14 protein-coding genes and 1 riboswitch are annotated in these 19,754 nt (G+C 55.8%); of the genes, 1 reads left to right on the top strand and 13 read right to left on the bottom strand.

Annotated features, from left to right (window positions below; genetic code table 11):
* Window positions 1-61: 61 nt before the first annotated feature.
* Window positions 62-267, bottom strand: a riboswitch (cobalamin riboswitch).
* 107 nt (window positions 268-374) lie between these two features.
* Window positions 375-1,343, bottom strand: a complete 969-nt coding sequence (locus M6D81_RS00710; protein WP_262674847.1) for an acetylxylan esterase — start codon at window positions 1,341-1,343, stop codon at window positions 375-377.
* A gap of 270 nt (window positions 1,344-1,613) precedes the next feature.
* Here M6D81_RS00710 and M6D81_RS00705 point away from each other — a divergent pair, with 270 nt between their 5' ends.
* Window positions 1,614-2,045, top strand: coding sequence for a FixH family protein (locus M6D81_RS00705; protein WP_262674846.1), 432 nt, complete (start codon window positions 1,614-1,616; stop codon window positions 2,043-2,045).
* 5 nt (window positions 2,046-2,050) lie between these two features.
* On the opposite strand, the gene M6D81_RS00700 is transcribed toward M6D81_RS00705, so the two are convergent.
* The 12 genes from M6D81_RS00700 to M6D81_RS00645 form a co-directional block, all read right to left on the bottom strand.
* Window positions 2,051-2,743, bottom strand: a complete 693-nt coding sequence (locus M6D81_RS00700; RefSeq protein ID WP_262674845.1) for a sulfite exporter TauE/SafE family protein — start codon at window positions 2,741-2,743, stop codon at window positions 2,051-2,053.
* Entirely contained in the window at window positions 2,740-4,980 is a 2,241-nt protein-coding gene (locus M6D81_RS00695) for a heavy metal translocating P-type ATPase (protein ID WP_262674844.1), read from the bottom strand. Before M6D81_RS00695 ends, M6D81_RS00700 begins: the two co-directional genes overlap by 4 nt.
* 210 nt (window positions 4,981-5,190) lie before the next feature.
* Window positions 5,191-6,240 carry an adenosine deaminase gene (gene add / locus M6D81_RS00690; protein WP_262674843.1) on the bottom strand — a complete coding sequence of 350 codons (1,050 nt, stop codon included), beginning with the start codon at window positions 6,238-6,240 and terminating at the stop codon, window positions 5,191-5,193.
* Between the two features lie 131 nt (window positions 6,241-6,371).
* The gene (locus M6D81_RS00685; RefSeq protein ID WP_262674842.1) at window positions 6,372-7,187 is read right to left on the bottom strand and encodes a nucleotide-binding domain containing protein; all 816 of its coding nucleotides are present in this window, start codon (window positions 7,185-7,187) and stop codon (window positions 6,372-6,374) included.
* A gap of 84 nt (window positions 7,188-7,271) precedes the next feature.
* The gene (locus tag M6D81_RS00680) at window positions 7,272-7,583 is read right to left on the bottom strand and encodes a rhodanese-like domain-containing protein (RefSeq protein WP_262674841.1); all 312 of its coding nucleotides are present in this window, start codon (window positions 7,581-7,583) and stop codon (window positions 7,272-7,274) included.
* A gap of 125 nt (window positions 7,584-7,708) precedes the next feature.
* On the bottom strand, window positions 7,709-10,579 hold the full coding sequence (locus M6D81_RS00675; RefSeq protein ID WP_262674840.1) for a VWA domain-containing protein: 2,871 nt from the start codon (window positions 10,577-10,579) through the stop codon (window positions 7,709-7,711).
* Window positions 10,569-12,578 carry a vWA domain-containing protein gene (locus tag M6D81_RS00670; protein ID WP_262674839.1) on the bottom strand — a complete coding sequence of 670 codons (2,010 nt, stop codon included), beginning with the start codon at window positions 12,576-12,578 and terminating at the stop codon, window positions 10,569-10,571. Before M6D81_RS00670 ends, M6D81_RS00675 begins: the two co-directional genes overlap by 11 nt.
* A gap of 30 nt (window positions 12,579-12,608) precedes the next feature.
* Window positions 12,609-13,679, bottom strand: coding sequence for a DUF58 domain-containing protein (locus M6D81_RS00665; RefSeq protein ID WP_262674838.1), 1,071 nt, complete (start codon window positions 13,677-13,679; stop codon window positions 12,609-12,611).
* Entirely contained in the window at window positions 13,676-14,665 is a 990-nt protein-coding gene (locus tag M6D81_RS00660; protein ID WP_262674837.1) for an AAA family ATPase, read from the bottom strand. Before M6D81_RS00660 ends, M6D81_RS00665 begins: the two co-directional genes overlap by 4 nt.
* Before the next feature lie 1,405 nt (window positions 14,666-16,070).
* Window positions 16,071-17,864, bottom strand: coding sequence for a coiled-coil domain-containing protein (locus tag M6D81_RS00655; RefSeq protein ID WP_262674836.1), 1,794 nt, complete (start codon window positions 17,862-17,864; stop codon window positions 16,071-16,073).
* Window positions 17,865-17,897: 33 nt separating this feature from the next.
* Window positions 17,898-18,815 (bottom strand): ABC transporter permease, encoded by a 918-nt coding sequence (locus tag M6D81_RS00650; RefSeq protein WP_262674835.1) that lies wholly within the window; start codon window positions 18,813-18,815, stop codon window positions 17,898-17,900.
* On the bottom strand, window positions 18,808-19,743 hold the full coding sequence (locus tag M6D81_RS00645; RefSeq protein ID WP_262675080.1) for an ABC transporter ATP-binding protein: 936 nt from the start codon (window positions 19,741-19,743) through the stop codon (window positions 18,808-18,810). The genes M6D81_RS00650 and M6D81_RS00645 overlap by 8 nt, the downstream gene beginning before the upstream one ends.
* Window positions 19,744-19,754 lie beyond the last annotated feature (11 nt).

Here is a 19,754-nt window from a genome sequence, read left to right as displayed (position 1 = left end):
CCTACTAAGCTGCAGCAATAGCTGCAACCGCTCTACCCAACACCTCCTAAATCCACGTAGGACTGCGTGTCGCTTACAGGCAGGTCTCCTGACTTGGATCTTGCAACCGCGGCGTCTTCCCAAGCTTGCGCTCAGTGACATCGTGCCGGGCACACGAAGAACGATTTATCCATCATTCTGCGATCCTTACAGTGGCGGGTCCGTGCCGGAATTGCACCGGCTTCCCTATTAAGTCTCATTCAAGCGATCTCTTGCAGCACGTCTATTCCGTCGCGCACAGCCTTTTTCCCCTTGAATTCGACACCTGTAGCCATCTATTCACTTTAACACATAGTTACTATACTCCTGTTCCTCTTATTTGTCCATGACAATACTCACTTCTGCTCGTCCGCACGCGCCAGGTGCTTTTTCATAAAGGCCATTCCTGCTTTCAACTGATGCGAGCCTACCGTATGTCCGGAGAACGGGTAGATTTCCATCTCTTTATGAGACGCGATGCGATTGTACATCGGAAAAATCGTCTCGGGCATGCATACCAGGTCCTTCAAGCATACGCTGACGAAAACAGGAATTCGGATGCGGTCCGCCAAGTTGTGCATATCGAAATAACTGACCGTCTCCAGCACCTGCTCCAACCGATCCGGATAAACCTCGCAATATTGGGACAACTCCGTAGCCGAGCCGGTGGAATAAAGCATCGAATAATCGATGCAGCACATATTGGGCACATGAGCGACTGCAACGGAGGGAACGTCGCTTAGAGCAGCCGTAAGCAGCGCTAAGCCGCCGCCTTGGCTGCTGCCGACTGTCGCCACTCTCTCCTTGTCCACTTCCGGCTGCTGCGCCGCCCACTCCAGCCCTTTCAGGCAGTCCACCAGGATTGCACGGTAGTAGCAACTATACTTGTCCGTAATATTTTGCGAGACGAACCCCTTGATAACACCGCTATCGAATGCCAGCTCACTGCCGGTTCCGCCCTTCTGGCCGCGAACGTCGATCGCGAGAATGGCATAACCTGCACACGCCCACATGGCCAGACTTTCCGGTTCGAAATAAGTGCCCTGATAACCGGGATAAGTCACGATGCAAGGCCATTGTCGTTCGCCCTTGCCCGCCGGGTGCACATACGTTCCCCTTATCGGTGTACCGTCGAAGCCTTCAAAGCGCACCTCATACGCTTCCATTCCCTCCAAATGACTGTCCACTCTCGTTCTGCTGCTGTTCAACGGCTTGTCCTTGAAGGATTGAAGCGTCTCCTCCCAATACTGCTGTAGATCTTCTCGTGCCGTAAGATCCGGCCGTAAGTTGTTCAAATCCCTTATTCTTCGCTCAATTGCGTTCATGCTCCGCTCATTCCCCTCTCCACTGGGCACCTGTCTGTACCTTAACCTCCATGCCTGCATAATGCCAAGTACAGCGTTTGCATCGAGGCTGCTTCTGGCACCACTGGCTTGTCTAGGACATTATAGCCACAATTCTCCAAGCTGTCCAACGATGAATGAGCCCGCCTTTATGGCTATTCAACCTATCGTAGTAAATTCGCCGCATTGCGCATACGTAATTAATAGCACACGCGGTCGATAGGCCGAGTGGAAATTGGAGGTGGCCATTCCATGCTTAGAACACGCTTCTTCGTTGCCTCAAGCATAATGTTGACGATCGGCGCCGCTCTCATCTTCCTGCTTGTGAAATCCGATCATTCCACGGCTTATCCGTTCATGCCCGAACAAGCTATCCCGCAAGGCGAAGCCATCTGGGAGATAGACAACTCCCCTGCCAAAGCGCTGGAGCTGAATACGTTCAGAATTTCCTTGCGCGATCTGGCCGGAGAGCCTATTACGGATGCGAGCTTACGGATGCAGCTGGATATGATCGGCATGGTATGCGGCGATTACAGCTTTGCCTTAACGGAATCATCCCCCGGCGTCTATGAAGGCGAAGGGATGCCCCTTATGGCCGGAAGGTGGAAAGCAGACTTGACCATTGCGCATCCCGCATTTGAAACGATTGAGTTAAGCAATGCCTTTAAGGCCGTCTACGATTAGGTCGCTCACCATAGCCATGGCGTTATCGATGGGATCAGCCCGTTGACGGCCAGTCCGCGAAGAATGGATTGCACGCCTACGATACAAGCGCATATCGTACCCACCCTTCTCACCCATCTGCGCCAGCGCTTGTCTGTCAGAGCGGCGACGGCGGCGGCGAACGCCAAGGCGGGGAACGTAGCTGCTCCGAAGAGAAGCATGATGAACGCTCCGCCCAGCACGCTTCCCGAAGCGGCCGCATTCATTCCCATTGCATAAGTCAATCCGCATGGCAGGAAGCCGAAGGCGAACCCCGCAGCAAGCACCTGCGCTCGGCGGCCGCCTCTGGAAGACGATGTTTGCGCCGCCTTGACGACAAGTCTGCTGTGCAGCAGCGAAGACAAGCGGTGCATGAAGGGGAGCTGGAATCTGCGCCATAGCCATAGCAGCACGAAGCAGCCGCCCAGGATAGAAGCGACACCTTTCACTCCCGCGAATCCGCCGGCGACATCGATGAAGGAGCCGGTGGCTCCTAACGCCGCACCGAACATACTGTAAGAGAGAAGGCGACCGCCATTGTACAGAAGAGACGATTCCGTCGCGGATACCGGCGACTGAAGCGTGACACTCGTGACGATCCCCCCGCACATGCCGATGCAGTGCGGCGCGCTGAACAAGCCCGTCAGCAGAATTAGTCCTACGCTATGCAGCCCGATCATCGACGGCTCGCCTCACGGCTGTCGGCATTCAACCGCCGCCCCAGCAGCAGCGCATTGGCAACGACGGATACGGAGCTGAGCGCCATTGCCGTCCCCGCCATCCAGGGCGCCAGCCAGCCAATGGCTGCGAACGGAATAATAAGCACATTATATAGGAAGGCGAACAGCAAGTTCTGGCGAATGTTCCTCAGCGTCCTTCTGCTGATCGCAATTGCTTCAGGAATGCTCTTCAATCGCGAGAACATCAGCGTCACATGTCCTGCTCCTAGCGCCCCTTCCGTACCGCTGCCCATCGCGATTCCGACATCGGCGGCAGCCAATGCCGGCGCGTCATTCCATCCGTCTCCGACCATGGCAATCTTGCCGCCCTCCTGTCGCAATTGCTCGATCATACGCTGCTTATGCTCCGGCAACATGCCGGCCCGCACCTCGACTATGCCGGCATTCGCAGCGATAGTCGCCGCTGGAGCGGCATGATCGCCTGTCGCCATGACGGGACGTACTGACAGCTTCTTCAGCGCTTCAACTACTCGCGGAGCCTCTGCTCGAATGCTGTCCGCGAAGCCGATAATACCGATGCATTCCTCCCCTCTAATGGCATACAGCACAGTAGCCCCCGATCGTTCCCATTGCTCCGCCGACCGTTCAGCTTCCTTCCCAATCTTCCACCCCTTCTCCCGCAGCAACCTCAAGTTGCCCAATGCGATGCGTTCCCCTTGCAGCGTACCCTCCGCGCCATATCCAGACCTGTATGTCAACGATTCCGCTTCTGGGACGACGATTCCCTTCTTCATCGCAGCTTCGCGAACGGCGACGGCAAGCGGATGCTCCGACTTCGCCTCAACCGCTGCGGCAAGCCGCAGCACCGACATGGTACTGTCCGCACATGCGTACAGCTCGCTGACGGACGATCGGCCTTCCGTTAATGTACCAGTCTTGTCGAATACGATCGTATCGATCCCCGCAAGCCGCTCAATCGCTGCCGCATCCTTGACGATGACGCCGCTCTTCGCCAGTCGTCCCGAGGCGATGACAAGCGAGATCGGAGCAGCAAGCCCCAGTGCGCAAGGACAAGCGGTGAGCACGACAGCGATTGCGCACATCATCGCATGGCTCCATCCGCCGGGTTGAAGCAGCAGCCCCCACAGCAGGAACGTGGCGGCAGCGAAGCATAGCATCATGGGGACGAACCAGCCGGCCACCGCATCGACTTGTCCCTGCAGCGTTGACTTGGAGCGCTGACCTTCCATGACTAGCTCGCGAATTCTGTTGAGCAGCGTCGCGTGTCCGGCGGATGTCGTTCTTATCTTCAACCGGCCGCTGTCCAGTGTCGTTCCTGCCCAGAGCGAATCGCCGGGGCTTTTGTGCACCGGGCGGCTTTCGCCAGTAAGCATGGATTCGTTCACCAGAGCGTCTCCTTGCAGTACTGTGCCGTCGACAGGAATCATTTCCATATCGCCGACCCATACCGTATCGCCCGTCCGCACATATTCCGTACGTATTCGATTCCTCTCTCCAGCCCGCTCCACGGTTGCATATGTTGACTGCAAGCTGCCGAAGCCGTCCGATTGCACTTGCGAACGAAGCGATGCGGTCGTCTCCAGATATTTCCCCAGCAGAACCGCAGTAATGACTACAGCCGAAGTTTCGAAGTAATAAGGACCTCCCAGACCATTCAACACGGCATAATGGCTATACAAATAAGCCGCAGACGTGCCAATGACGACAAGCACGTCCATATTGGCACTTCGTTGCTTGACGGCATGGTACGCCCCAATATAGAAAGGAAGGCCGATTCCGAATTGAATTACAGTAGCAAGCGTCAACTGTACGTATGGGTCGGCTATCCAGGATGGAAGCATGGCGGCTATCCGTTCCAGCCCCGCCATATGATGAAGCATGCCCGCCAGCAGCGGCAGAGAGAGGAGGATGGCGGGAAGCAAGCGCAGCAGCATCAGCTTACGTTCTTGCTGCAGGCTAATATAGGGCGACTGGTTCATCGTCGCAGTGAAGCCCAGCTTAGCGACAGCGTCCTTCATTGCCTGCAGGCTCACCTTGTCCGTCTCCACCTGAGCCCATGCCGTCCGCAGCGGAAAGCTGACGGCAACCTCGCTTACGCCGTCCATACGGGACAGTGACTTCTCGACCCTTGACGCGCATGCGGAGCAATGCATGCCTTGCAGATGAAATTCCAGCTCCGCAATCTCGCCCATCATCATGTTTGGATTGACTGTCATTGGCCTCGCGCCTCCTTTCACTCCTACTATATGACGGGTTGTCAGCCCCTCATGACAAGCCGGGGAAAAATGAAAACGCAAAATAACCCCACAAAGTGAGACTTTCCTTCAATGCTCACTGGGTACTTGGCAGGTTCCCCGAAACATATAAATGCAATTAACGCCAAAAAAGCACTCTCATCAAGAGTGCTTTCCGTCCAGCAACACTGCTTATTCGCCGCTTGCCCACGCCTTTAGCGCTTCTTCTATTTTACGAATCAAGTTTTCTTTCTCCGGCGGCAGCAAGAAGGCAGCTTGCGCTCCGTTGCGAACTAGTTGACATAATTCTTCTTCTGTGAACTTGAAATGTGCAACTAACGCGGCGTACTCCTTCGTTATTGTCGTGTCCGACACGGTCAGATTATCGGTGTTGACCGTAATCGGGATGCCTTGTTCGAAATAGTCCCGAACGGGATACTGATCCCAGCCGCTCACAGCTTTCGTCTGAATATTGCTGATGGGGCAAAACTCCAGAGGAATTCTCCTGTCCCGAACTAGCCGGAAAACGTTCATATCCTCCTTAAGCCGAACGCCGTGGCCAATCCGGCTGGCGCCAAGGACATTAATTGCAGTCTCCACATTATCCGCGCCTCCCGCCTCTCCTGCATGAATCGTCACAGGCATGTGCAGCTGCCGTGCAAGGTGGAACTCCTCCTCATACAGTCCCGGCGGATAAGCCGCCTCTGCGCCTGCCAAGTCAACTGCAACGACTCCTTGCCCATAAAACTCGGCAGCCTCCCTGATCACTTCCATATTCCGTACTTTATCGTGGCCCCGCAGGCAGATTGCAATGCAGCGCGCCTTCACTTTGAAAGCTACTTCCCCTCGCCTTAGCCCTTCAACGACATGACGGATCGCATCTCTGACGGATAAGCCGCGTTCCCGATGCAGCTGCGGCGCGAAACGCACCTCGATATAATAGCAGTTGTGAGCTGCCGATTGCTCCACCAGTTCATAGGCGACTCTCTCCAGCGCATAAGCCGTATGAAGAAATGCTCCGACGAAATGAAATTTGTCCAAATACTGCGCGAGACTGGCGCAATCTCCCTCGACCTTCATATAAGGGGCCAGTCCGGCCGCATCCCATGCAGGCAGTTCCTGGCCGTCCCGTTTTGCAAGGTCGATAATGGTCTCCGGCTTTACGCTTCCGTCCAGATGGACATGCAGATCCACCTTGGGCATTGCCCGCAGTTTTGCTTCCGCTTCCGTATGTTCAATCATGATAGCAGGCCTCCTGATCGCTTCCGCTAATATTCCTTATAGTTATTGCCAGCTGCATCTCGGCCGATAACCTGAGTGCAACAGATAGTTGCCTGCAAGCTGTAATTGCTGCATTAATGCCAAAATCGCGTTCATGATTCAGCTGCTACTTTCTTGTTCCTTTCCTCTTCACATCCCCAGGCATAGCCCGAAGCCGTCAGCACTTGCTCGAAGTAATCTGCGTCGCCGAATTCGCCTCCCTTTAATGCCAGCTCCAATCCCTCCAGTTCCTTCGGCTCAGCATATACTGCACACATCGGAGCGCCAGGGCAGATCGGCAGCAGCATCCGCAGAGCATAGATATTCATCGCATCAGCCACATAACCTGACGTATCTCCGCCTGCAATGACAATTCTTCTCAGAGGTGTTCGCCTTACGATCTCGAACGTCCACTCTCCCAGCTTCCGTCCGATACATGCAGCTATCTCTGTAGTTCGAACGCCTTGCGCTAGCAACAGTTCCCTTGTCTCTGCAATGTGGGGATCATGCGGACCGAGAGCGGTGAACAAGATGACACTTCTTCCTGCCTCCAGCAGAGCAATTGCCGCATCCAGAAGTTGCATCGGCAATCCCTCGCTGTCGAGGAAAGCGATCGGCGGAATCCGTATCGGCTGGAATCCCTTGGCAGAAGCCGCCTCAATCTGGCGATGCGTTATGGCGGAAGTGCTGCCAGACACGACAAGCACTTGTTCAGCTCTTGCAACCTCAATACCGGAGAAAGGCTCTGCATCTCTGGATGAGGCAATTCCGCTTTCCCTCCAATTTCGTTCCAAGCTGTACTCGCCCTCCGGCGAACCGGGGACGAGAAGATCACGGCTTTTCCTGGCAGACTCCCCTATCTGCCCGGCGGAGACCGTCACTCTTCGCTCGTCCAATCTATCCGTGGTGAGCAGCAACTCATTATCCAACCTGTATCCCTCCCGGAATTAAAATGAACGGGACAGCAGCTTCTCTGCTCAAGTCCCGTTCATGATGCATGCATTGCAATTCCATTATTGGCCTGTCACGACGGTTCCTGGCCATGCCAGCATCCCATCGCATACATTGACAACATCGAACCCCTTCAAGCGCATATATTCGCACACTTTGCCGCTGCGTCCTCCGCTACGGCAAATAATGACGACATCGCCTTCCTCCAGATGCACTTCGCCCTCTCTCGCCTGAAATTCCGACAGAGGAATGCTTCTCGCTTGCGATATATGTCCTTCTTCCCATTCGTCGGGCTCGCGGACATCGATGAGATTGATTCCAGCACCTTGCTCCAGCTTGCTGTGCAGCTCGGCAGCTGTGATTTCGCGTATCATGTTGTCACGGCAACTCCTTTCCAGCTCATATTGCATTGCTGTTAGCATTGTAACGTGTCATGCGCGCAAAGTCCATAGCGATATGGACAACGGTTTTCATCATGCTCTATTCAGGATGAAGAACGCTATCGTCTGTTTTTCTTTTTGGCAGCGAGCAGCCGACTGACCGTAGCGGATTGCGCATTCTCTTGCTCGACACTCGCTCTACCGCCCTTATTGTCTAATTGATCGCCGATCAGCCCCCCCGATGGAATCGGTGCGTCCTTCACCCCGTCTCGCAGCCGCACATGACCCTCATCTCCTTCATGGCCGCCGGATAAAAACGAGCTCCTCTTGCCCTTCCTCTCCTGCAACCTAGACAGTACATGCTGCGAATCGACAGTGGTTTGCCGTACTGTCATCCTGTTCTCCTTGCGGAACATTGCTCGGTGCAGCAAGCTGGCCCATCCAGTCCAAGGAATGGATAAACGGCGCAGTGCGATATCCAGCAGCCATAGCAGCAATACAGCAATCAGCATCTCTCTTGTCCAGTCATACGGCTTCCTTATCGCGGGAGGCTGGAATCGGAACACTTCTTCCGCCGACTGTATGACTCTGCCGCCCGTTAACGAAGCGACAGCGTGCAGAAGTCCTTCTCCCTCGTCATCGCCAATTCGGTATTCCGGGGAATATGGAATGACGAATCCCGCGGTCGTGCCGCCAGTGAACGCTTCGCCATTGACGCTGCCGATGCCGGCTAAGTATGCACCCGGTTCAGCGGACGGCAACTCGCCCCGGAATTGACCGAGCCCCGCTGGAGACAATCCGATTGTACGCTCATTCCCGGAATGCTCCCGGATGCGGACGGCTAACGTACCGTTCATAGAAGGAGAATGACCGGTGGTGCTGGTGACTGTCAATTCCGCCGCTTCGCCTCTTAGCCTCGTCTCGATCTGGTACGGCGCATGCTGGAATTGCGGGAACGTCCATTTCACCCATTCCGTCAGCACATCGGGGTAAGATGACCACAGTACCCAATCCCGCGACCACTTGCCGGCTGAATCACTCGTCCAGGCTACCGTCTTGCCTGCGCCATACGACCATCTTGCCAGCAGAGGGTCCTCCTCTGAGGACCAGAGGGCAACCTCGGCAAGCTCCTTCGGCGTTGTGGCGATATAGGCTTGCAGCTGCGGAACGCCATCTTTCCATAGCCGTCCCCAGTCGCCGGCCGAACCGGCAATCGGCGCAATCGCTCCTTCCACGACATAGGTACGGGAGATGAGTACGGTCTCTCGGCTGAAAATGGCAGGGATCGTGCTCTGGTCCTCTGTATAGTAATACCGGCCGGCTCCGGCAGACGCCAGCTCCTCTAGCAGACGCTTGTCCGCTCCTTGGCCGACAGCGACAGTTGACAATGTTACCCCATTTTCCTTCATGCCGTTCGTGATCGTGGAATAGGGCGTCGACGTCGCAGACTGTCCATCAGTCAGCAGAATCATATGTCTGCGCTGCGCTTCGACCTTAAGCAGCCCTTCGAATCCGCTCTGAAGCGCCTTGTAAATATCTGTGCCGCCGTCTGCGCCAATTCCTTGTATCGCCGATAGGACGGATTCCTTGTCTTGCAGACGAGTCGGCTCCACCACCCACCATGGAGAGGAATCGAAGGCGATAACCCCGACCGTATCCTCCTCGCGCATCAGCTCCACCGTCCGCATCGCCGCTTCCTTAGCCAGTTCCAGGCTGGTGCCGGACATGCTGCCGGAGCGGTCGATAATAAGCGTCAGACCAAGTGTCGGCATCTGCTTCCTCCCCTGCAGATCCATATATACGGGCAATGCGCGCTCAATCGGCGTGTCGAAGTAACCGCCCAATCCGAAGCTGCTGTCTCCACCCAGCATGACCATTCCAATTCCGAAGTCTGCAACAGCGCTGTCCAGCCATCTCATCGGCTTCTCCGAAATACGCGTGGCGGGAACGTTATTCAGCACAATGCTGTCATAAGCGGCATAATCGGTCAGCTCTAGAGGAAGCTGCTCTGGCGAAATAGTCTCCGTTCGGATGAAAGAAGCGGCAAGCGCTGCTTCCACATTGCCCGACGAGCCGGGCTCTCCCTCTACAATTAGGACGGTCCCGGGTCCTGTAATGCGGCTGAACGCATGCGCTGTATTGTTGGCGGCTTGCCCGTCCGCCTCCGCATACAGTTCAGCTCTGTAGGTATGAAATCCCGCTTCCGAAGCGACGCCTCGCAGGGAGAACAGATTATCCCCCCTCTCCAGTTGTACCCCGGATACTCCGACTTCCTTGTTTCCCTCGTACAACTTCAGCTCCGCCATGCCGCTGAAGGTGCTGCGGATAGAGATCTGGAATGAGAACGACTCGCCCTCCTTCATGACGGCTGGCAGCTTCAACGCTTCAATCGCTGCATCGCTCCCTCCCCCCGACGGCCAATGATAGACGTCCACGGGAATCCCGGCATCCTTCAACAATCTGGCTTCCCGGCGCGCATCTCCGCTATTCTCTTTCCCATCGGTCACCAGAACGATTCGACCTCCGCCATAACCCTGCAGCAGAGCGGCGGCATGACGCATGCCTGCTGCCATATCCGTAAAGGAAGGATTCGGCTTGGCGATGAATTCGTACCGCCCGTGATCCGCTTCGGATTGCGCAGACTGAATGGAATCGATAATCGCATTGGCCCCGAATGCGACCACCGCTCCGACGTCCTCCTCCTCCTTGCTGCTCCATGCCTCCGCAATCCACTGTTCCAGCCCGGCTTCATCCTCCATGCTGGCTGACCGGTCCGCGACGATGACGACTTGGCGGTGTTGCAGCAGCTTGTAGGGATGGATGCCTGCCGCCATCGCTACGAGCAGGCCAAGTATGATCGATCTCGTTGCGATGACCGCGATCTTGCGACTGCCTCGCAATCGAAGCGTGCCCCTCAGCATCCACCATATCAGCAATAGACATGGCAGAAGCAGCAACATCGCCGGCGGTGATGACAGTTCAATACCCACGACGATACACCTCCCATTCCGCCGCAAGAAGCAGTATGAGGAGCAAGGCAATCCAGGCGTATATATATGAATTCGGAAGCATTCCGTCTTCTTGCGTCCGTATCGGATCACCTTTTCTGGAAAAATCCGCCTGCTCCGTTCCCGAACTGCCGGATGTCTCTTCAAGGAATGTCCAGTCAGCTCGATTCGTCCGCTCCATGAGCTCTTTATCATCTGCCTTCACATGCAAATATCGCTGTGCCAGCACCCGGCCTTGCTCTCCAAGCTCGGTCAGCCTGTACAATCCGGGAAGCTGCGGAGCGATATGAGTCGACCGGTCCAGCGGCAAATAAGCCGCTTCTCCCCGAATGGCTTCCAGTTCCTGCCTCGCATACTCATCCGCGGAAGCCACTAGCTCCCACTTCGCCTGCAGCGTTCCTCCTGACATGGCGAACTCCATCGTATCGCCTGCGACGACCGTTCCCAGATGCGGATGAAGTCCGCCGTTCATCCAGCTTGCGGCTTGCAGGACGAACACAGGGAATTCCTGCCGGAGAGGCCAGTCGGTATCCTGGAGACGGAACGACTGCCACAGGCGCGGCAATCCGTCGACAGTCCCGGCATACAAGGCCGGAATTCCTCCATATGTGATAATCGCTTCTCCCCAAGCCATCTCACGTTGCTCATAGCTGCCCAGCGCTCCAATATGCATATCTGCCAGTTGAAGATGCTCGGTTACGGGATGCTCCCCGATAACGGTATGGCTGGAAGACGGTCTGATCAGACCTTGTGGAGCCTCGGGATGGTCGATCATCCATAACGGCAATTGCGCAAGGAGCGCCGACCATTCCGCTTCCTCAAGCAGAGCATCGGCATTCGTATCCAGCACGGCCCAATCTGCCGATGCCGCCGTCTCTCCTGACGGGGCAGCGCCATCGGGAGTAGCCTTCATGACGGTCAATCCCGACAGCTGCAGCGCTTTCTCCAGGAACAGATTCACCTCTGTCACAAGCAGTACTTTGCCGGCAGCGGTGTCGCCGGGAAATTGATAGAGGACATTATCGATCGTTACTGCATCGCTCTGCAGCTGAGCCCGATAATAATCAGCGGGAGGTAGATGCCGAATCTCGGCGCTTTGCCAAGAGTCGGGGGCCGCATGCAACATCAGCTCTCCCACCATCTCGGGCGGCCTGTCGGCGTAATGGGCATACAGCGCGACGACGCTTGTCACGGACTCGATGCCATTGTTCCGGATTGCCGCCATGCCATAGTAACCCGGTACTTCGCCGGATTTGCCCGCAATATCGAAAGAGACCAGTGCGACATTATCGCCCGTCAAACTCTCGTTCACATCCATGAAGCGCAAAGGCGCTCGAAGCTGGATCGATGACAACTCCTCGATACTCCCCCATTGCCCGTCTGAGAACAAGACGGTCAGGCCGCCAGGCTGACCCGCATGCAAGGAATCGGCCAGAGACAACGCCGCCGTATAATCGGTTGTTCCATAATAAGGGGTGATAGATGACAGCAATTCTTGCGCTTTATTGCGGTCCCGCAAACCCGCAGCGATGAGCTTCGGCTGCTTGCCGGTGACGACAATTGATACGGGCAGCTTCTCCGGCTGTTCGTTCAGCCAGCGCTTCGCTTCGACTATGGCCTTATTCAGTATAGTCGTACGGCCATTCGTTCCGTCGCCCGGCTCCGCGGAAGCTTTCTTCGTCATACTGCCAGAGCGATCGATGAGCAGCACGGCATGATGGGTCGATCGGGACGGCTGTTCCCAATATGGCTCCATAAGCGCCAGTACGATGAGTACGGCTATGATCAATTGCAGAAGCAGCAGCCAGCGGCTCTGCAGCTTCTGCCACGGAGCGTTCGCCTCCTGCTCCTTCAATACCCGCTTCCATAGCAAGTGGCTTGCAATCTCGGTTCGTTCATATTTCCGCTTGAGCAAGTACATGAGAATGATTGCCGGCAAAGCCGCAGCAAACCATGCAGACGCCGCAGATAAAAACTGCATCGCGCTCCTCCTTCCGCAATTCATCTTCGCCTATTGCCGGCTCAACGCTCCCGGTATGCGACTCCATTCCGCAATCGCGTTCTCCACTGGCTTCCCTGTATCCGCGAACAAGTACACGGTTCCTAGCTCCGAGCAAAGCGCGGCAAGCTCTTGCTTGTAGCTCGCCAGCGCTGCTTCGTAGTCGTGAAGCAGCCGTCTGGAGACAGCCGCTTCCTTGCCGCTCCGCAGTTCGCTGTCGATCAGCAGCAGTTCACCGTCCAATCGGGGATGCTGCTCCTTCGGGCTGAGCAGATGCACCAGCACCGTATGCTGCCGCTTCCCGGCCAGCATCAGCAACGTTTCCTTTATTCCGCTTTCGAACCAAGCGTCCGTGAACAGCCATGTCGCTCCGGGACGCATGAAGCCGCATTGGGCTCGGAACATGCTCAACATATCCAATTCGACCTGTTCATGGGGTTCTTTCCCTACCTCTTGCTGCCCTTCGGACTCGGCAAGCTCGCCTTGCAGGCCTGTCCGCTTGCCGCCGACCAGCCCTTCTGATCGAACACGCTCCCAGTCGGAACGCCAGAAGTCCGACAAGAACGACATCAGCTTCGCAGCACCCGCCCGGCCGTGAAGGAACGGCAAGCTTGCACCGCTTTGGCCTGGCTGCAGCATCTTGACAGCTACCCGGTCATCGGCGCCGAGTGCCGTATATCCGACGCTTGCCGCGAGACGGAGAGCGTAATGCCACTTATTGCTGTCGCCGTCTCCGAAGTGTGTCATCGAACGGGAGGCGTCCAGCACAAGCTGAAGCGATAACTCCTGTTCATCCCAATACTGCCTGATATATGCCTTGTCCGTGCGCCCGTATACATTCCAGTCCAGACGCCGTATATCGTCACCCGGTACATACGCGCGATAATCGGCGAATTCCATCGAGCTGCCAAGCGTAGCCGAACGTCGCCTTCCCGCCAGCATGCCTCTCGTCCGGACTGAAGATGCCACACGCAGCCGACGAAGCTGAAGCAGCAGCTCCTGCCGGGGAAATAGCAGCTGCAACGCCTCGTCAGGCGTATGCCGTACTGCGTTCGCATGAAGATCGCTCATCATGTCGGTCATCTGGAAGCCTCGATGGAAGCAACGATTGCATCCGTTATCTCGTCGGCAGAATGTCCTGTCGCTTCCGCCTCGTAGGTCAGTATGACACGATGTCTTAAGACGGGCTTCGCCGCTTCCCTTATGTCCTGCCACGACACCTGCAGCCTGCCCGCCTGCAGCGCCCTGACCTTCCCTAGCGCCACAAGCGCCTGAACGGCTCTCGGCCCTGCCCCGTATTGGACATAGCGCTTAACCGTCTCCGGTGAGTCAGACTGTGCCGGATGCGTCATCATGACCAGTCTCGCTGCCAGATCCAGCACTTCTTCCCCGATCAGAAGTCCTCTTGCCATCGCTTGAATGGCGGCCACATCATGACCGTCCATCACCTCTTCCGCTCTTGGAATGGCCGTTGCCGTCGTGCGCCGGACAATCTCCTTCAGCTCTTCGCGCGTGGGATATTGGATGCGAATCTTGATCAGGAACCGGTCGAGCTGGGCTTCCGGAAGCGGATACGTGCCTTCCTGCTCGATCGGATTCTGGGTGGCCAAGACGAAGAATGGCTTCTGCAGCTGATGGGTCGCCCCTCCTGCCGTCACCGAGCCTTCTCCCATCGCCTCCAGCAGCGCGCTCTGCGTCTTGGGCGTTGCCCGGTTGATCTCATCGGCCAATACCATATTCGCGAACACCGGACCTTGCTGGAAAAATCTCTCTTGCCGTCCGCCGCTGCCGAATTCGATCACCGTCGTCCCCGTAATATCCGACGGCATCAAGTCGGGCGTGAATTGAATACGTGAAAATTGCAAGCTGACCGCATCGGCCACCGTTCGGACGAGCATCGTCTTGCCCAATCCCGGAACGCCTTCCAGCAGCGCATGTCCTCCGGCGAACAGACACCAAAGCAGCTGTTCGATCACTTCCTCCTGACCCACAATGACTCGGCCGATCTCCACTTTCAGCCGCGTCATTCGCGTCGACGCTTCATGAATCTGCTCTCGCGATTCCAGCATGACGACTCCTCCCCAGCATCATATTCGTTATCCAATTGACGATCAGACTGTACAAGCTGTTATCGGTTAGCTGTTTTTTTGCTAACTGTTGCTTCCTCTGTCGGTTGCAGTCAAAATAGTCGATCAGCATCTTGTTTGTCGAGTAAATCACACACAAGCCACCCTCTCATACTGCCGGCCAATGTCATATAAATTGCACGCCTAATTCAACTATCGTGACGATTTTGTACGAAATTTCATACAACGCGCACCTCTAATCCAACTATCGTGACGATTTTATACGAAATTTCATACAAATTGCACGCCTGATACCACTATCATGATGATTTTGTACGAAATTTCATACAACGCGCACCTCTAATCCAACTATCGTGATGATTTTGTACGAAATTTCATACAACGCGCACCTCTAATGCAACTATTGTGATGATTTTGTACGAAATTTCATACAACACGCACCTCTAATGCAACTATCGTGACGATTTTGTACGAAATTTCATACAACGCGCACCTCTACTGCAACTATTGTGATGATTTTGTACGAAATTTCATACAACACGCACCTCTAATCCAACTATCGTGATGATTTTGTACGAAATTTCATACAACGCGCACCTCTAATCCAACTATCGTGACGATTTTGTACGAAATTTCATACAACACGCACCCCTAATTCAACTATCTTGACGATCGACTTGTAATAATGCCCCGATCAAGTGATCATTATTTGTAAATGTGACAGTTAAATCGCATCATTTGTCAGGCGACAAGGCAAGATGGGCTTGGCGGGGCTATGTGACCAAAATGGGCGATAGCGCATACTTTCCTCTTCTTTTCCGAGTCTATGTGACCATTTTGAGCGATAGCTCCTACTTTTCGGCGGTACGAGGCACACTTGGAGGGCCTATGTGACCAAAATGAGCGATAGCGCACACTTTCCTCTTCTTTTCCGAGTCTATGTGACCATTTTGAGCGATAGCTCCTACTTTTCGGCGGTACGAGGCACACTTGGAGGGCCTGTGTGACTAAAATGAGCGATAGCGCACACTTTCCTCTTCTTTTCCGAGTCTATGTGACCATTTTGAGCGATAGCTCCTACTTTTCGGCGGTACGAGGCACACTTGGAGGGCCTATGTGACTAAAATGAGCGATAGCGCACACTTTCCTCTTCTTTTCCGAGTCTATGTGACCATTTTGAGCGATAGCTCCTACTTTTCGGCGGTATGAGGCACACTTGGAGGGCCTATGTGACCAAAATGAGCGATAGCGCACACCTTCCTCTTCTTTTCCGAGTCTATGTGACCATTTTGAGCGATAGCTCCTACTTGCTTTAGTGCCTAAGTAATAACGAATTTTCGTACAACGTACACAAACATTCCTGATGTACAGTCATACAGCGAGTTCTTCACTCCGGCTGAATCGCCTCAAAGTAGCGCTTTATCTTCTCCTGCATGCTGGACGGCAAGCTGCTGTGGCTAAGCGACTCTCTAGCCTGACGAGCATACTCGCCAAACACCTCTTCATACGGCCTCGATACGCCCTCATTCCCTATGGATGGTCCACTGTTGCTGATATCTCCGCCCGAAGACGGCCCGCCATCCGAATGATCTTCACCTTCCCCTGCCATCGTACGAGGCGTCGTTACCATCGTTCTGCTTCCGCTGGACGTGCCTGCACCACCGCCGGATGATGCACCTCCAGATCCTGTACCGGTACCAGTTCCGGCGCCGGTATCAGCTCCTGCTCCATTGCCAGTTCCTGTACCGGTACCAGCTCCTGTTCCATTGCCAGATCCAGCGTCGGTACCAGATTCCGCACCGTTACCAGTTCCGGCGCCGGTACCAGCTCCTGCTCCATTGCCAGATTCGCTCACGCCTTCAGCGCCTGCTCCATCACCGTCCCGGGAGACGCCCCCGTCGCCGGCTCCCGGCTGCATGCTGCCGTCGTTGCCGGGCGCGACGCCATCACCGCCACCGGACTGTCCCGGCGGCGGCGATTCACCCGCAGCGGGCACCTGCCCACCGCTGCGGCTAAGCTGGCCCGACACACTACGGGCCAGCCTCTCCAGCTCGCCCTGGCTCATGCCATGGGCGAGCGCTTGCTCCAGCGCGGCGAGGCCGTCGTCCGCGCCGCTCCCCGGGGCGGCTTCGCCCGTCGCCGCCCCGCCGCTTCCGGCGGCGCGCGCCTGCTGCGCCGCCGCCGGAAGCGCCGACGACAGCGCATCGTCGGCGCCTTCCTGGAGCGGCTGCTCGGCAGCGAGCCGCTCCAATGCTTGCGCCAGCGCTTCGCGCTCCGCTGGCTCGAGGGCATGCAGCTCCGATCGAAGCGCTTCGATCGCCCGCTGCATGCCTGTCATGTCTCGGTCTTGCAGAGCCTGACCGAGATCGGAGAGCTGCGGCTCATCGCGCATTGACTCCGCTGCCGCTTCCAGTCGCTTCACTGCGGTTTCCGCTTCGCTGCGGAGCTGCTCCAGCTCCTCTATCGCCTCCCGGAGCTCTTCTTCCAGCTTACCTTCAGCGTTCATATCCTGCAGCTGACTTCTCAGCTCTTCCAGCGGCTGCAGCAGCTCCGCCTCCATCTCGTCCGGCAGCGTCTCTTCATCTACTTCAGCGATCAGCTCATCAAGCTCTTCCTCCAGCTGTGCAGCTCTTTCCCGAAGGGCAAGCATCGCCGTCGCCCGCTCATCCATCGGATTCGGCAGGAGGAACAGCACCAATAGGAGCATATACAGCGCCGAGACGCTGTATACGCCCAGCCGCCACGTGCTCCACGCCGGCCATGGCACGCGCTGCGGCAGATTGGCGACGAATCGCTCGACCGCCCGAATAGCATCCTGCCGTTGCCATAGCAGCATCCGCGCTTCTTCTTCGCTGCAAGCCCTCTCTTCTCTCATATTGTCCATCGCCGTCAATACGGCGTCTTCCGCCTCCCCTTTGTCGATCACCCTCGCCGCTTCACGCAGAGACACTCCCCTTCGCACAGCTGCGATGAAGGCCGCCAGAAGTCCCGTTACCAGCAGCGCGCAAGCGATAAGCTTCGCATAAGGAAGAGGCCATAGCCGGCTCGCCGCCAGCACGAACGCCGCCGCTCCGCTGCCGAGGCTCAACCCGATAAGACACCATCGCAGCCAGCGGAAGAACAACAGTCTCCTGCGCAGGGGCCGAATCAGCTTCTGCAATGCCAATCGATCCTCTTCCATCGTTATACCACCTCCGCCTTCGATAATTGGGCATTACCTTCTTCTCCGTTTCAGGCTGGGACGCAGCTTGCGAATGGCAGTCCATAATGCCAGCGCGATAAGAACAGAGTAGACGATCAGGAACAGCTGCCACAGCTGAAGCGGTGCAGACTGGACGCTGCCACCGCCCCATCTGATGGAACGATAGATACTGTCTGAGAAGGTTGAGTCGAACAGACTGTACAGGGCGGCTGCGGGATTCAAGGCCATCACATGACCCATCCAGAAGCTGACTGCACCATACTGCACGGACGATTGCTGCAAGAACGCCTGAAGGAGTAAATAAATGACGATCGTGCCCGCGAACAGGAACAACGTCACCCCGTAGGTCACAATGACCGACAGCATCGTCCGCTTGAACAGCGTGGAGAACATGATGCCGAACGAGCCGAGCACCAGCATGAGAAAGAGATAATACAGAAACACGAATACAAGCTGCTTCGGAGACACTCCGCCGTACAGAAACACAATGCTGTACATCGGAATCGTACTTAGCACCACGAGCACCATGAAGCTTAATGAAGCCGCCAGCTTGCTGATAATAATCGTCGCCGAGCTCTGCTGCGTCGTAAGCAGCAGATTGAGTGTCTGCTTCTCGCGCTCGCCGCTGATGATGCCTGCCGTCAGCCCTGGAGCCATGAAAGCGATCAGACCCATCTGGGCCATACTCAAAAAGATGAACAACAATCTTCCGCTATCCGGATTGAAGGTGTTGGATCTGCCGGATATGACCTGCGTCAAAAAAACGGCGGTAAACGTAAGAAGACCGATGGCGAACAAATAGAAAAACAGCGTCCACATCGCCCGCGGCGAGCGCATGCGAAGCCGAAATTCCTTGTTCAGTACGGGATTGATCAGCAAGTGGCGCAAGTTCACGTCGCTTTTCTTCAGCCCATGTTGATGATCATGCATGCTCCACATCGCCTCCTCTCGTAATCTCCAAAAATACGTCTTCCAGGTTCGTCTGCGCCTCGCTGAACGACACGACGCGAAACCCTTCGGCCATCAATTGGTTCAGCAACTTGGCCTGTTCTTCGTCGCCGCCGCCGAAATAAATGCGAATACCGCGTTCATCGCGCAATACCCGGTTCACATGCTCACATGCCAGCAGCAGCTTCTCCGCTTCTTCCAGCCGTTCCAGAAGACGGATATGAAGAAAACGCTTTGTGCGCAGCCGGTTTTGGATATCTCCCACATGGCCGACCGCCACCAGCTGTCCGTGCTCAATTACGCCGATCTCATCCACCATTTCCGCGAGCTCAGGCAAAATATGCGAAGAAATGAGAATCGTTTTGCCCATTGCCTTCAATTCTTTCAAAATCTCCCTCATCTCAATCCGTGCCCTCGGATCGAGTCCGGATGCCGGCTCGTCGAGGATGAGCAGCGCCGGATCATGCACGAGGCAGCGGGCCAGACACAGCCTCTGCTTCATGCCGCGGGACAGAGAGTCCACGTAGGCGTCACGCTTGTCGCTCAAATTGACAAGCTCCAGCAGCTGAGGAATCAGCTGTTCGCGCTCAGCCCTCGGAATGCCATAGCTGGCCCCGTAGAAATGCAAATATTCCACGGTTTTGAACTGGTCGTATACGCCGAAGAAATCCGGCATATAACCGATTCTTTTGCGCACCTCGTGCGGATGCTCCGTCACATCCAGTCCATCGACCCGTGCAACCCCCTCGTCAGGGGCAAGCAGCGTAGCCAGGATCGACATCGTGGTCGATTTTCCGGCCCCGTTGGGACCGACGAATCCGAACACTGTGCCTCTATCAATCTTCAGATGTATTCCTTTCAACGCCTGGAAAGCACCAAAGCTCTTTCTCAAGCCGGTTATCTCGATCATCGGACGTGCTG

It is taken from the genome of Paenibacillus sp. J5C2022 (genome assembly GCF_025567625.1).
Classification (GTDB): domain Bacteria; phylum Bacillota; class Bacilli; order Paenibacillales; family Paenibacillaceae; genus Pristimantibacillus.
Note: the sequence above shows the minus strand (reverse complement) of the source record. Positions and strands in the feature narration are given on the sequence as shown.

Excerpts from the sequence above, each read along its gene's own strand:
- M6D81_RS00710 (WP_262674847.1), bottom strand. The coding sequence starts at position 1,343 with ATGAACGCAATTGAGCGAAGAATAAGGGATTTGAACAACTTACGGCCG.
- M6D81_RS00705 (WP_262674846.1), top strand. The coding sequence starts at position 1,614 with ATGCTTAGAACACGCTTCTTCGTTGCCTCAAGCATAATGTTGACGATC.
- M6D81_RS00700 (WP_262674845.1), bottom strand. The coding sequence starts at position 2,743 with ATGATCGGGCTGCATAGCGTAGGACTAATTCTGCTGACGGGCTTGTTC.
- M6D81_RS00695 (WP_262674844.1), bottom strand. The coding sequence starts at position 4,980 with ATGACAGTCAATCCAAACATGATGATGGGCGAGATTGCGGAGCTGGAA.
- add (WP_262674843.1), bottom strand. The coding sequence starts at position 6,240 with ATGATTGAACATACGGAAGCGGAAGCAAAACTGCGGGCAATGCCCAAG.
- M6D81_RS00680 (WP_262674841.1), bottom strand. The coding sequence starts at position 7,583 with ATGATACGCGAAATCACAGCTGCCGAGCTGCACAGCAAGCTGGAGCAA.
- M6D81_RS00670 (WP_262674839.1), bottom strand. The coding sequence starts at position 12,578 with ATGCAGTTTTTATCTGCGGCGTCTGCATGGTTTGCTGCGGCTTTGCCG.
- M6D81_RS00665 (WP_262674838.1), bottom strand. The coding sequence starts at position 13,679 with ATGACCGACATGATGAGCGATCTTCATGCGAACGCAGTACGGCATACG.
- M6D81_RS00660 (WP_262674837.1), bottom strand. The coding sequence starts at position 14,665 with ATGCTGGAATCGCGAGAGCAGATTCATGAAGCGTCGACGCGAATGACG.
- M6D81_RS00655 (WP_262674836.1), bottom strand. The coding sequence starts at position 17,864 with ATGGAAGAGGATCGATTGGCATTGCAGAAGCTGATTCGGCCCCTGCGC.
- M6D81_RS00650 (WP_262674835.1), bottom strand. The coding sequence starts at position 18,815 with ATGCATGATCATCAACATGGGCTGAAGAAAAGCGACGTGAACTTGCGC.
- M6D81_RS00645 (WP_262675080.1), bottom strand. The coding sequence starts at position 19,743 with ATGATCGAGATAACCGGCTTGAGAAAGAGCTTTGGTGCTTTCCAGGCG.